The organism is Schleiferilactobacillus harbinensis (assembly GCF_008694105.1).
Taxonomy (GTDB): Bacteria; Bacillota; Bacilli; order Lactobacillales; family Lactobacillaceae; genus Schleiferilactobacillus; species Schleiferilactobacillus harbinensis.
Genome location: NZ_CP041364.1, coordinates 900,569 through 913,808, shown reverse-complemented (window position 1 = coordinate 913,808; position 13,240 = coordinate 900,569). Strand labels below are relative to the sequence as shown.

The 13,240-nt window shown below is 54.4% G+C and carries 13 protein-coding genes and 1 pseudogene; 12 read left to right on the top strand and 2 right to left on the bottom strand.

Going from position 1 to position 13,240, the window contains the following annotated elements; translation table 11 throughout:
* Positions 1 to 138 precede the first annotated feature (138 nt).
* From FMM01_RS04725 to FMM01_RS04705, 5 genes are all read left to right on the top strand, one after another.
* Positions 139 to 993 carry a MurR/RpiR family transcriptional regulator gene (locus FMM01_RS04725; protein WP_150391802.1) on the top strand — a complete coding sequence of 285 codons (855 nt, stop codon included), beginning with the start codon at positions 139 to 141 and terminating at the stop codon, positions 991 to 993.
* Positions 994 to 1,017: 24 nt separating this feature from the next.
* Positions 1,018 to 2,040 carry a MupG family TIM beta-alpha barrel fold protein gene (locus FMM01_RS04720; RefSeq protein ID WP_150391801.1) on the top strand — a complete coding sequence of 341 codons (1,023 nt, stop codon included), beginning with the start codon at positions 1,018 to 1,020 and terminating at the stop codon, positions 2,038 to 2,040.
* A 75-nt stretch (positions 2,041 to 2,115) separates the two neighbouring features.
* Positions 2,116 to 2,454 carry a metal-sulfur cluster assembly factor gene (locus tag FMM01_RS04715; protein ID WP_150391800.1) on the top strand — a complete coding sequence of 113 codons (339 nt, stop codon included), beginning with the start codon at positions 2,116 to 2,118 and terminating at the stop codon, positions 2,452 to 2,454.
* A gap of 154 nt (positions 2,455 to 2,608) precedes the next feature.
* Positions 2,609 to 4,240, top strand: a complete 1,632-nt coding sequence (locus tag FMM01_RS04710) for a peptide ABC transporter substrate-binding protein (protein WP_150391799.1) — start codon at positions 2,609 to 2,611, stop codon at positions 4,238 to 4,240.
* 103 nt (positions 4,241 to 4,343) lie between these two features.
* Positions 4,344 to 4,880 carry a hypothetical protein gene (locus FMM01_RS04705; protein ID WP_150391798.1) on the top strand — a complete coding sequence of 179 codons (537 nt, stop codon included), beginning with the start codon at positions 4,344 to 4,346 and terminating at the stop codon, positions 4,878 to 4,880.
* 91 nt (positions 4,881 to 4,971) lie between these two features.
* Here FMM01_RS04705 and FMM01_RS04700 read toward each other — a convergent pair whose 3' ends face one another.
* Entirely contained in the window at positions 4,972 to 6,141 is a 1,170-nt protein-coding gene (locus tag FMM01_RS04700; RefSeq protein WP_150391797.1) for an aminotransferase class I/II-fold pyridoxal phosphate-dependent enzyme, read from the bottom strand.
* Positions 6,142 to 6,315: 174 nt separating this feature from the next.
* Here FMM01_RS04700 and FMM01_RS04695 point away from each other — a divergent pair, with 174 nt between their 5' ends.
* The 6 genes and pseudogenes from FMM01_RS04695 (at position 6,316) to FMM01_RS04670 (ending at position 10,653) form a co-directional block, all read left to right on the top strand.
* On the top strand, positions 6,316 to 6,645 hold the full coding sequence (locus tag FMM01_RS04695; protein ID WP_027828287.1) for a PadR family transcriptional regulator: 330 nt from the start codon (positions 6,316 to 6,318) through the stop codon (positions 6,643 to 6,645).
* Positions 6,642 to 7,061 (top strand): DUF1700 domain-containing protein, encoded by a 420-nt coding sequence (locus FMM01_RS04690; RefSeq protein WP_150391796.1) that lies wholly within the window; start codon positions 6,642 to 6,644, stop codon positions 7,059 to 7,061. Before FMM01_RS04695 ends, FMM01_RS04690 begins: the two co-directional genes overlap by 4 nt.
* Entirely contained in the window at positions 7,058 to 7,372 is a 315-nt protein-coding gene (locus FMM01_RS04685; RefSeq protein WP_150391795.1) for a hypothetical protein, read from the top strand. Before FMM01_RS04690 ends, FMM01_RS04685 begins: the two co-directional genes overlap by 4 nt.
* Before the next feature lie 2 nt (positions 7,373 to 7,374).
* Entirely contained in the window at positions 7,375 to 8,250 is an 876-nt protein-coding gene (locus FMM01_RS04680; protein WP_150391794.1) for a DUF4097 family beta strand repeat-containing protein, read from the top strand.
* Positions 8,251 to 8,273: 23 nt separating this feature from the next.
* Positions 8,274 to 9,134: pseudogene (locus FMM01_RS04675) on the top strand (ATP-binding cassette domain-containing protein).
* Positions 9,135 to 9,138: 4 nt separating this feature from the next.
* Entirely contained in the window at positions 9,139 to 10,653 is a 1,515-nt protein-coding gene (locus tag FMM01_RS04670; protein WP_150391793.1) for a hypothetical protein, read from the top strand.
* On the opposite strand, the gene FMM01_RS04665 is transcribed toward FMM01_RS04670, so the two are convergent.
* Positions 10,650 to 11,531, bottom strand: a complete 882-nt coding sequence (locus FMM01_RS04665) for an AraC family transcriptional regulator (protein WP_150391792.1) — start codon at positions 11,529 to 11,531, stop codon at positions 10,650 to 10,652. The two genes, FMM01_RS04670 and FMM01_RS04665, sit on opposite strands and share 4 nt — an antisense overlap.
* Positions 11,532 to 11,676: 145 nt before the next feature.
* On the opposite strand from FMM01_RS04665, the gene FMM01_RS04660 reads away from it, so the two are divergent.
* The gene (locus FMM01_RS04660; RefSeq protein ID WP_150391791.1) at positions 11,677 to 13,239 is read left to right on the top strand and encodes a glycoside hydrolase family 31 protein; all 1,563 of its coding nucleotides are present in this window, start codon (positions 11,677 to 11,679) and stop codon (positions 13,237 to 13,239) included.
* The last annotated feature ends 1 nt before the right edge of the window (position 13,240 follow it).

Sequence of the window (13,240 nt, the reverse complement as noted above, 5' to 3'; positions counted from 1 at the left end):
ACCAGTCCGTGAGACCGTTGTCACGTTATCGGCTTATGAAATTTGGTTTCAGAAATTTTCAATAATTGTTTCAAAAGGATTGAGAACGGTTGCATCACCTGGCATAATAGAGGTATCAACCTAAGGGGGGAATGGCCGATGGCGGCGAATATGTTGCTGGCGATCCAAGAACGGCTGCCCGATTTCAGCGGGACCGAACGTGCAGTGGGGAAGTATGTGCTGGCCCATCCAGAAAAGGTATTGCAAATGAACACCAAGGCCCTGGCCCAAGCGGCCGGCGCCAGTCCGGCCACCGTGGTCCGTTTTGCCCGGCGGATGGGGACCGCAGGATATGCTGATTTTAAAATTCAATTATCCGCCGAACAGCACACCGATCCGTTGCTGCTGCAAGAGATCACGCCCCATGAGGATCTGGCTATGATGAAGGATAAGCTGTCATTACGGATTCGCCAGACGCTCACGGATACCAACCAATCGCTGGCCAATGACCAAGTGGACGCGGCTGTCGCCCAATTGGCCGCTAGTCAAAGCATGAGTGTCTACGGGATTGGGGCATCGCTGTTGGCAGCGACAGACTTTGTGCAGAAGTTTTCCCGGCTGGGCCTGGCCCCTTTTCTGGGGCGGGATATTGATGAAGTGATCGCCCATCTCGTGAACCAACCGGCGCCGGGCGTCGTTGTGCTGATTTCCAACAGTGGGGAAAATCCCAACGTGGTGACGATTGCTAAAAGTGTGCCGGCAGGGCTGACCACGATCGTCTTGACTAAAGCCCCCAAGAGTACGCTGGCGAAAATGGCAGACATCGTGCTGGTCACGCAGCCCACCTCGATTACCGGGCAAATGCGCACCGCCGCCACCACCAGTTTAATGGCCCAGCTCTACGCCATTGATTTAGTGTATTACCGGTATTTCCAGCGGCGCTACAAAGACCACGTCCAGCGCATTCAAACCTCGTTTGAGACGCTGCACCGGGTCCAGCCCCGCCGGCATTGAATTGAATGAGAAAGGAAGACCTTAATGCTTGGTATTTCTGCGTATCCGAAAGATATTGATCCTGATTATTTAAAGCAGGCGGCGGCCGCGGGTGTCCGTGAGGTATTCACCTCGCTGCAAATCCCTGAAGACACCCCGACGGAATTCACCCAGGGACTGCGCACATTGCAGCAGGCCGTCCATGCCCTGGACCTCAACGTCATCGTGGATATTTCCCCGGCCACGTTCAAAAAGCTGGGGCTGGCTGACAATGATTTCAATGGCATTTACGCTCAGGGTTTCCATTCCCTGCGGCTGGATTACGGCTTTGATGACCCGGCCCTGATCCGCAAATTGCAAAAGCACTTCACGGTAGTGCTCAACGCCTCCATCGTGCAAGTTGATTTTCTCAACGCCTTGCAAGTCGAGGGAGTAGACCTGCGCAAGCTGGTCGTCGCCCATAATTTCTATCCGAAACCGGACACAGGGCTGACAGCGGCATATTTTGCGGAAAAGAACAAGCTGTTCCAAGAGTGGGAAATTCCATTGCTGGCCTTCATCCCCGGCGATGGTTTGAAGCGGTATCCGGTCTATGCTGGGGTACCCACATTGGAACATCAGCGGGGCTTCAACTCTTACGCGGCATACTTAGAAATGGCCCTGCGTTATGGCGTCGAGTGGATCTACGTGGGGGACAGCCAGTTAACCGCTCAAAGCCTGGCATGGATCCAACGGTTCAGCCAAGACGGCGTGATCACCTTGCCGGTGGCGGGGACGACCCAGCTGCCCAGCGACCCGCTGAAGGTTCGGCGGGAAGTGAGTCCGGGAATGGTCCGGATCCAAACACCGCGCCAGGCGACCCCGGTTGGCCCAGTGTTAGATCGGCCAGCGGGGACTGTCACGATTGAGAACGATCTGGCAGGCCGGTACCACGGCGAAATTGACATTGCCAAAACAGACCTGCCGTTTTCGCCCACCAGCAATTACTTGGGGACGATCCCGGCACCTTTCTTACCGTTGTTGCCGCTGCTTGACGGGCAGCACCCGGTGCAATTCACCGCTTTGTGATTGGTCGTACACAATACTAGGCAAATCCGGCCGAAGCGGCTATACTGACAATAGTTAAGAACGGAGGGATGCACGATGGCAGAAGAGAAACCGAACAAGGATACGGAAGCATTAGACGACCGAATCCTCACTGCACTGGAGGACGTCATCGATCCGGAATTGGGGATCGATATCGTCAATCTGGGATTGATCTACCACGTGGACGTGGACGACGACAACAACTGCGAAATTCAGATGACCCTGACGACCATGGGCTGTCCGTTGTCGGACATGCTCTACGACGCAATCGTGGACACGGTGGAGAAGAAGGTGCCGGAAGTGAAGGACGTGGACGTGCAATTAGTTTGGTATCCGCAATGGACTCCGGAACTCATGAGCCGTTACGCCCGAATCGCTTTGGGTATTAGTCAGTAATTTTTAAACACCAAGGGCACCGCGAAATGCGGTGCTTTTTTCTTTACTGAATACTATTCATAATTTTATGTATATTACTAAATTTATAAATTGTACAACCGCAACATCTGCGTTAAAGTGCATATATTAACATTTAACGCGGAGGTTGGTTATGATGAGTTTGAAGAAATGGGTTGTCCTGAGTGCGGCGGGGAGTGCGCTGCTCTTGGCTGGGTGCCAGAATGCCAAAGCCGATAACACCAATGCCGCCGGGGCAACGTGGTCCCGGATGGAAAAGGACAATATCACGAGTATGGATCCATCCAAGGCAGTGGATGGGATTTCGGCCCAGGCGATTACGGATACGATGGAGGGATTGTATCGCTACGGCGGGACGGATCTGCAACCGGGCCTGGCCAAAAGTATTGTCAAGCCGACGCATCAGGGTACCGTTTATACCTTCAAACTGCGTTCCGCAAAGTGGAGCAACGGTGATCCAGTGACCGCCCAGGACTTCGTTTACGGCTGGCGGCGAACGATCGATCCGAAAACGAAGTCTCAATACACTTATTTGTACACGGGAATCAAGAATGCGGATGCCATTATGGCCGGCAAGAAAAAGCCGGCGACGCTGGGTGTGAAGGCCCTGGATCAGCACACTTTTCAAGTGACATTGGACCATCCGATTCCGTATTTCAATACCATGCTGGCCAGTTTCTTCTTCTATCCAGAAAACGCGAAAGTAATCGCCAAATATGGCAAACAGTATGGGACAAAAGCCAGCACTCTCGTCAGCAACGGCCCCTACATTCTGAAGAACTGGAACGGCTCCAGTACCAGCTGGCAGGAAGTTAAGAATCCCACTTACTGGAACGCTAAAAAAGTGCACATCAAACAGATCAATGTAACGGCGATCAAGGATGCATCCACGGCGATGAATCTCTTCCAATCCGGCAAACTGGATGACGCCATTATTTCCGGCGATCAAGCCGCCCAGGCAAAGGCAATGCCGGATTACAAAGGGCTGAAACAGACCGCGACCACGTATCTCCAACTGAACGAAAAGACCGAACCGGCCTTCAAGAACACCAAGGTCCGCCAAGCCATTTCTCATGCCCTGGACCGAGACGAATTTATTAAGAAAGTCCTGCAAAACGGTTCAGTTGCCGCCACCGGCTTTACACCAATCGGTTTGGCCAAGGACCCGACCACTGGCAAGGACTTCAATCAAGAAGCCGCGGCCACCACAGAACAGTACTCGACCTACGATACAGCGTTGGCGAAGAAATTGTGGACTGACGGGTTAGCCGAAACCGGCAAAAAGAGTATTACCACTGCATTACTGGTGGGAGACGGCACCAGTGATAAAAAGACGGCCGAGTATATCCAAAATGCGCTGGAAACAGCGCTGCCCGGGATGCATGTCAACGTCAGCGCAGTGCCCGCCAAGACCAAGCAGGACCGGGAATTTTCCGGCGATTTCGGTATGGATCTAAGCGGCTGGATCGCAGATTTCCCAGATCCCATCACTTTTTTGGATTGTATGACCAGTGACAACACGTATAACCAGGGGAAATGGAACAATGCGCAATACGACAAACTAATCAAAGAAAGCAAGACCACGTACGCAACCCAACCGGCGAAGCGGTGGCAGGTCTTGCTCCAAGCGCAGAAGCTGTTGACTCAGGAACAGGGGATGATTCCGTTGTATCAGACGGTGGAGGCCCATCTGGTGAACAAGAAGATTTCTGGGATGACCTATGGACCGACGAATTACTATAATTTTGTCGGGGCGAAGATCAAATAGTCCTCGAGTCATTTCACATCGAAAGAATTCGTTTTCATGATACACTCTTTGTGAGAAGCAGCCTTTGCGTGGAGTTGAGTAAGCAGTATGCGGGGGTGGCAACATGAAAATGAAAAAATTGCTGCTGACAGTGGCGGCGGTAGTGTTCTCTGGATTAGTCGCAACCGCCTGCCAACCGGGCAATCCAGACACATCTTCGGCCAATATCAGTGCCACCGTTTTTAGCGGGGTTCTGACCACAATCGCCGGCCAGAATGGCCATGGCACTGCCGGCATTGACGAGCAGCGTCTGTATCGCAACATTGCTGAATTATCGGCGAAGAAGCAAGGTTTAGCAAAAACCGTGTTGACCGACGTGATCAACCACAGCGGGTCAGTCATTCGCGGCGGATTAAAAATCGCAGACTATCGGCCAACTAAATCACTCACCAAGGCGCAACGCGACGCCTTATCCAGAGTAAACCGAGAAATCAAAAGTATCCGGATAACCGAAAGTTTGACGACAAAGACGGGCAAGCGGGTTAAAAACGGTGCCCTGCACAATGGCGACAAATATGTCGTGACGGTCAAGAATACCTATTCGCAGGGAGCGTTTAAAGAAGCGGCGCAACATGTTGTCGTGAGTCGTTTAACCCGTTAGACTGGCGCTATTAAAAAAAACTGGAACTGAAGCCATTCGACTTCCGTTCCAGTTTTTTTATTGATCTAATCCCTCTCAGTACAGGTTACGTTTACTGGTGTGCCGCCACGAAGGCCGCCATCCGCTTCACGGCTTCTTTGATCAAGTCGAGGCTGGTGGCGTAAGAAATCCGCACATAACCTTCACCGCCGGGACCAAAAGTAGCCCCAGGAATCACCGCCACTTTGGCCTCATGCGCCAGCGCCCGGGCGAAGTCCCAGCTGCTGGTGCCGAACTGCTTGGGCAGTTTTGCGAAGACGTAGAATGCGCCGTCGGGTTTGGCGACGGAGAAGCCCATTTTCTCCAACGCCGGCACGAGGTAATCCCGCCGTTCAATATAGGCTTGGCGCATCGGTTCCGCGTCGTTTTGGCCATTCTTGAAGGCCTCCTCTGCGGCCACTTGCGCGTTGGTGGTCGCCGACGTGATCATGAACTGGTGGACCTTGCCGATTTGGGCCATGACGTCCGCGGGACCGGCAATCAAACCGATCCGCCAGCCGGTCATCGCGTGGGACTTAGACACCCCGTTCAGAACAATCGTCTGTTCAGGCAAAATCTCGCCCATGGACACGTGCTGGCCGGAATAAGTCAGTTCAGAATAGATTTCGTCGCTGATCACAAAGATATCTTTGCCCCGCACGACGTCAGCAATTTTCTCCAAGTCTTCGCGGCTGTACGTCACGCCAGTGGGATTAGTCGGGAAGTTGAGCACGATGGCCTTGACGCTGTCAGCATGGGCGTCAATGGCAGCGGCTAACTTTTCTGGATGCAGAATAAAGCCGTCTTCGGCGGTATTGACGAAAACCGGTTCGCCGCCGTTGAGCATCGTGATGGGGATGTACAGCGGGAAAATCGGAGTCGGGATGATCACGCTGTCCCCAGGATTCAAGATCGACGTTAACGTCGCAAACACGCCCTCGGTGACGCCGGCAGTAATTTGCAGCTGGGTCGCCGGGTCGTAGCGGGTGTGGTATTTATTGTAGAGAAAATCACTCGCTGCTTGGCGCAAACCGGGCAGGCCGGCAGAGGCGGTGTAGTGGCTGTCATTTTGCTGAATGGCGCCAATGGCTGCCAATTTGACGTGGTCTGGGGTATTGAAGTCCGGTTCGCCCAGAGTCAATTTAATGATATCGGGAATTTGGCTGATATCGTGGTTGAAAGCCAAAATATCACTGGGCTTCAGTGCGCCCAGCTCTTTTTTCATATGGTCGATTAATGCCATGCGGGTCACTCCATTCTTGTTACTCCCCATTTTGGCCTACGAACCGTGACGGGTCAAGGACAACAGGTGCTTTACTGGGCCTTCGTGTTTATAGTCTGCAATATTGTCTTGCACTTAATACTGTGTGTCGTATAATATAGTCAAGTCAACAGTAAGAAAAAGGAGGACTCGCCGATGGGGATGCAGATCAGTGCGGAATTACTGGACGGTATCGTTCTCGCCGTGGTACAGCAGGCCGATACTTACGGCTACGCCTTGACCCAGCAGATTCAAGAGACGATTGATATCTCGCCGTCCACGCTTTATCCCGTCCTGCGCCGTTTGAAGGCCCAAGGAGCGCTGAGCACCTATGATAAGCCGTTTGGCGGTCGGAACCGGCGGTATTACCAGCTAACCCCTTTGGGTGCCCAAATCCTGCGGGATACAGAAAAAAATTGGCGGACACATAAAGCGCAAATTGATTATTTCTTAACTAAATTGGAGCCAAAGGAGGGTGCCCAATGACCATTGCAGACTATTTCGCCGAATTGACCCGGCTGCTGGCCCCATTGACAGCGGATGAGCGGACGGAAGCCATCGAGTATTTTCAAGATTATGTCGCGGATGCACAGTTTTCCGATGGTGCAGCTGTGACAGCTGAACTGGGCAGTCCCCGGCAGCTGGCGCTCAAGATTTTAGCCGACTATTCCATTAAAAGCAGTGCCGCCACGTCAGCGGATGGTGAAAAAGTATCTCCTCGGGCTAACGCCCGGCAAATTTGGACGATCGTCCTCGCCATTCTTTCGGCACCGATGGCGATTCCCGTCGCGATCATGATTTTTGCCCTGATGATCGCGCTGCTGCTCATCGTCAGCGCCCTGTCCGCCGCTTTGCTCATCGTCCTGGCTGGACTCTGCTGGCGATTCCCGTCGCGATCATGATTTTTGCCCTGATGATCGCGCTGCTGCTCATCGTCAGCGCCCTGTCCGCCGCTTTGCTCATCGTCCTGGCTGGACTCTGCCTGACTGGTCTGTTTGTCAGCGGGTTTGCCCTGTGGAGCGGTATTTGGTTAGTGTTCAGCGATCCGATGATCGGTATTTCTTATCTCGGTTTGGGGCTGGCCGCCGGCGGGGCCGGAGTCATCTTGATCCCGGTATTGAAATGGGCGGCCCAAGGCCTGGCCAGCGTCTGGGCGGCGTTCTTCCGCTGGCTGTATCGTAAGGTGCGCAGACAACGTCAGGAGGCGATTTAGTGATGTGGAAAAGGCTTTTGCAAATAGGCACCGGCATGCTGTTTATTGGTTTAGCATTATTGGCCATTGGCGGCTTAAACCACGGGTTTCAACCAGTGGCTATCGTATCTGGGCGGCCAATGGTGTCCCGAGTGACGACTAAAACGACCAATTTGGCACCATTCACCACAATCACTGCCAAAACTGATAATCTGGATGTTGTCGTTAAAAGCGGTTCGCACTACCAAGTTAAAGTCACAATGCTGACGGGAACGGGTATCACCAGCCGGGTACGCGCTGGCGTGCTCACGCTAGCCCAAACCGGCGGGGCAGATCTGGGCATGCTGTTGGGACATACCCCCACACCGCGAATCACCATCACCGTACCAAAAAATAAAAAGATACAAACCGCTAAGATCCGCACCGAGGATGGGGCATTACGGTATACCGTCCCGCAAACTGGCCGCTTGCGATTGGCATCTGCCAGCGGCAATATCACTGTTAGCAGCGCCCAAGCGGACCAGACCGAGATTCGGACAGTGTCCGGCGATATTCGGCTGACCAAAACTCAGCTGCACCAACCGCAAGTCACCGCCCAAGACGGGACCATTACCGTCACGCAGGGAACAATTCGCGACGGTCGGTTCCAACTCAGCAGCGATGATTTCATCCTGCGCAACAGTAAGCTCCTCGGTACGACCCGCGTGCGCAATGCATCTGGTGAAAATCGCGTGATCGGCGCCGCTACCGCCCAAGGGTACCGCCTGCAGACCCGCTATGGTGAGAATACGCTATTTACCCGGACCACCGAGAAGCAAATCGTCACGCACAATTGGTCCGCCGCCAACCGGATTGAATTGATCACGCAAAGCGGCGACAACCGAGTCACGGCGCGCTAAAAAATGGAAAGCAGGTAACTATCATGGAATTAACGATTGATCACGTCACCATGCAATTCAAAAATAAGCTGGCCCTGAATGACGTCAGTTGTACCCTGACCAGCGGCCAGTTAGTTGGTTTGATCGGCCCCAATGGGGCTGGCAAATCGACGCTGATGAAAATTCTCGCGACCTTGCAGCATCCCACCAGCGGGAGCGTTCGCTTAGACGGGGTGGATATTCGTAAGCATCCGCACGTTATGAAACACGTGCTGGGGTATATGCCCCAGCAGGTGCCGATCATTCCCCAGCTCAGTGCAGTGGAATATCTGCGCTATATCGCGGCGATTAAGGGTTTACCCCGCGTGTAGGCCAACGACCAGATCAAATCCCTATTGGTGCGGACGCATCTAGCGGACGCTGCCAGCCGCCGGCTAGGAGACTTCTCCGGTGGGATGCAGCAGCGCGTCGGCCTGGCCGCGGCATTGTTGGGTGATCCGCAAGTAATCATCGTGGATGAACCGTCGTCGGGGCTGGACCCCATTGAGCGGATCATGATGCGCAACTTATTGAGTGAATTGGCCGAAAGCCGCATCGTGCTGCTGTCCACGCATATTGTTTCCGATATTGAAGCCGTGGCGAACCGGCTCTTATTACTTAAAGATGGCCAGCTGCTGTTCCAAGGCTCCGCGCCGCAGCTGATCAAAGCCGCAACCGGCCATGTCTGGGAGTATGTCCTGCCCCAAGGCGAACATCCCCAGGCCAGTCAAGCAGTGAGCGAAATGCGCCAAGCCGCCGACGGGATCCATATCCGCTTGGTGGCGCCCAGCGCCCCGACCAAGACCGCCGTCACCGTGACGCCGACCCTGGAAGACGCCACGCTGAGCGCACTGGAAGGGCGGTGAGACCATGTTGACGATGATGGTCACTTCCTTTAAAGAACGGGCCCGGCGGTCGTCATTCTGGCTGTTGATGGGCGTTGTCGTTGTCCTGGCCGTGTTAGCCACGCCGCGCTCTGACACCGCCATGAAAGTAATGGTCTTGGCGCCCAAGATCTATCGGCAAGCTGATAATCCAACTTGGCTGCCGGTGTGTGCCGCCTCGATCTTTGGTACTTTCCTGCCGCTCTTTGGTTTTGGGGTAGTCGCTAATGCCCTGCAAACGGATCGGGAGCAGGGGCTGTGGCCGTGGGTCGAAACCACTCGGTTTGCTCGCTTGCGCTATGGCTTTGCCCATTGTGGAGCGAATTGCCTGATCCTGCTCACGATGCTGCTGCTCACGATCTTGGCGACCGGCGCGATGATGGTACTGCGTTTCCCAGGGCAGGGAATGCCCGCGGCAACTTTCATCTCACCGTTTTTGGTGCTGATTCCCAGCATTATCTTGCTGGCTGCATTGGCGCTGCTGGGCGAAAGTGTCACCGCCAAACGGCACAACGGTTTGATTGCGGTATATATGTTTAGCTTATTTTATGTCTTTGCCTTGCAACTGACCGACCCCACCAATTTTTGGAATCTCCTATTGAATCTGAGCGGTAATAATTACGTCCAAGACGTGATCGATCAATCCAGCATCCAAGCAACCGGCCGTCCGATCACCAGTATGCAGCTGCTGAGCAACTATGGCGGCACGCAGGGAACCCATACGTTGATCATGACGGGCGTGCACTGGACCCGCGCCATGCTGCTGATGATGTTGGGCGAAATTATGGTCGCGCTGGCGATCGCTGGTGTTGCGGCGCTCTTGATGCATCGGGCGCGCAGCTGGCGTAAAGTACGCCCAGAGCCGACCGCAGCCACTACGCCAAAAACCGCGCCAGTGCCGTATTCGCCAGTGGCCGAGACACATTTTTCTTGGCTGGCGGTGCTCCGCGGCGAAGCCCGCTGTCAGTGGCAGGATCGCTCGCGGCTCTATCGCTGGGCCTTGCTTGCCGGCTGGCTGGTGATCTGGGTCATGCCGGAAACTGCCCGCCAGCAAGCCGGTCTGCCGATTTTATGGCTCTTCAGCCTGCCTTGGCTCAGTGATCTGGGCACGGCGCCGAAACGCTGGACCGCCTGGCTGCCCACCATGCCCCACGCACCCCAGCGGCAAAAGTTCGCCGAACTGATTGTTGGGGCGGCGACGGCGGTGCTGTTAATGCTGCCGTTCCTGGTCCACGCCGGCGCCGCCGTACCGCAGCTCCTGCTGTTCGCCCTGGCCAATGCCGTCTTCGCCCAAGGCTTGGCCAGTCTATTGAACAATGGCCGGCTATTCACCATGCTGCTGGCCGTGTTCTGGTTCCTCTATCTCAATGGCATCCCGGGCATGATCAGCTTCAACCGCTTCTCCCTGGTCGAGTCCGCGGCCTATCTGCTGGTGATTGCAGTCAGCCTATGCTTAACATTCGCGGCCGGGTATCGCCGCCGGCTCAGTGCCGCTAATTAAGTCCCAATATGACTGGTCGGCTGACTTAATCGGCTCTGCCGGTAAACCGATGGGGCAAGACCGGTTTGCGCCTTGAAAACCCGAGAAAAATAAGCCGTGGTATGAAAGCCGCTGACCCGCGCCACCTCGGCAATCGACCAGTCTGTCGTAAACAAGATTTCCTCACTGCGGGAAATACGAAACGTCGTGATGTAATCGGTGATCGTCAGCCCAGTGAACTGTTTGAAAATCGTCGAAAGATACGACCGATTGACGTTTAACTGGCGGGCGAGGGCGGCGGCACTCAGCCGCTCGGCGTAATTGCGTTCGATCAGGGCAACGGCCTTAGTCACATGCGCCCAAGCAGTGGATGAAAAACCGGTTACTCCCGGATCATACTCTGCGGGTTGGCCAGGGTGGTGCACTTGCGCCAACAGAGCGAATATGGTCAGTACCGTGCTCAAGCCGCGCAGATTTTGGACCGTCGTCGGGCGGTAAGTCGTCCGCAGGGTCTGAAGCCGTTTCAAAATTTGGTGCATCGCTGGTGCGGGAATCGTCATCACCGGAAACGGGAAACGAAATCCCAGCTCTTGGACAATTTTGGCACCAAAAGACCCCGTAAACGCCAGCCAATCGTAAGTCCAGGGATCGTGATGGTCGGCTTGGTAAGTGACTAATTCATCCGGCCGCACCAAAAATGCCTGGCCAGCATGAAGATAAAATGTACGGCCGCGGATGGTCAACTGTCCGCGGCCTTTTTCGATAAAATGCAATAGAAAATGGGGCCGCGCGCCGGGTCCGTACCTGTGGTCCGGGTAACAAAGCGCCCGACCGGTGAATAACAAATCAAGATCCTGGTCATGAAGACCAGTCATCCGAATCAAAGTTTCTTGCTGCATCGGTTATCCTTTCGTGATATGTCAGTAATCCAACCATAGTACAAATTTCCCCAAATTGCGACCATTTTCAATCACCCGCGGCACTGCTACCATAGAGACTGAAAGCGGTACGAATACCGCAGTTAAGGCAGAGGAGGAATACGCAATGGCAACCGTTCAACAATTGCACAGTACGTTGCAGCAGCATTTAACAATTCCAATTCATCGAGGTGAATATTGGTATGGCGGGTGCGTCATGGATGGACCGGTTTATCCGTTCACCCAGGGGAGCGACTACCAGTTAGACATGATTCACCTGAATACGCCGAACCAAGTGGCGCCAGCATTCATTTCTACGGCAGGCCGGGCGCTTTGGAGCGCGCAGCCATTTAATCTTCAGGTCAAGGGCAATGATCTGGAAATCGCCGGGCGCTCAACGCTCTATCTTGATGAATCCGGCCATAATTTAAAGGACGCGCAGCAGATCTTGGCCCAGCAGACCTTTACCCTAGGTAAAATGCCGCCGGCTGAGTTCTTCAAGCTGGCCCAATGGAACGACTGGATCGAATTGATGTACAAGCAAAACCAAGCCGATGTGCTGAAGTACGCCCACGGTATTGTGGATCACGGTTTTGCCCCGGGCATCATTATGATCGACGACCTCTGGGCGGAATATTACGGCCGTTGGGAATTTTCCATCCGCAAGTTCCCGGATGCCAAGGGCATGGTCCAAGAGCTCCACGACATGGGCTTCAAAGTCATGGTCTGGACTTGCCCGTTCGTGACGCCGGACACGCCGGAATACCACGACTTACGGGATCAGCACATGCTGATCGAAAAGGCCGATGGGACCCCGGTCATCCGCGAATGGTGGAACGGCTACGGCGCACTGCTGGATTTATCGAACGCCAAGACGTATGCCTGGTATAAAGATGCCCTGACCAAATTGCAGGCCGAGACCGGGGTCGACGGCTTCAAATTCGATGCCGGCGATGCCAAATTCTACGACGATGACGACCGGTCCGTCATGCAGCTGAGCAAGACCGAGCAGACCCAGCTCTGGGGCGAATTCGGCCTGGAATTCCCGTATAACGAATACCGGGTCAACTTCAAGAACCAAGGCGCGCCGCTGGTCAATCGCTTGCAAGACAAGTCCTTTGAGTGGGGCGTCAACGGATTGTCGGAATTGATCCCGGATACGCTCACCCAGGGGCTGCTGGGGTATTACTATAACTGTCCCGACATGATTGGCGGGGGTGAATACACCAGTTTCTTGGGTAAGAAGGGGCATCTGGACCAAGAATTGATCGTTCGTTCGGCCCAATGTGCCGCCTTAATGGCCATGATGCAGTTCTCCGTTGCTCCATGGCGGGTGCTGGACAAGGAACACTTGGATCTCTGCATCCAAGCCGCCAAGTTGCACCACGACTATGCCGATTATATTATTGCGTTGGCGCAAAACGCCGCCAAGACCGGGGAACCGATCACCCGGCCGATGGCTTATGAGTATCCTGAAACACCGTTGGCCTTTGCCAAGACCCAGTTCATGCTGGGGGCCAAGCTGTTGGTAGCGCCAGTGCTGGAGAAGGGGGCCGCCCACAAGACGATTTACTTCCCCGCCGGCAAGTGGCAATCCATTCATGATACCCACGATGTCGTCACTGGCGGCGGCGAAAAAGATGTGCCTGTTGATTTGAGCACGCTGCCTGCTTATCAGAAAATTGATTAAT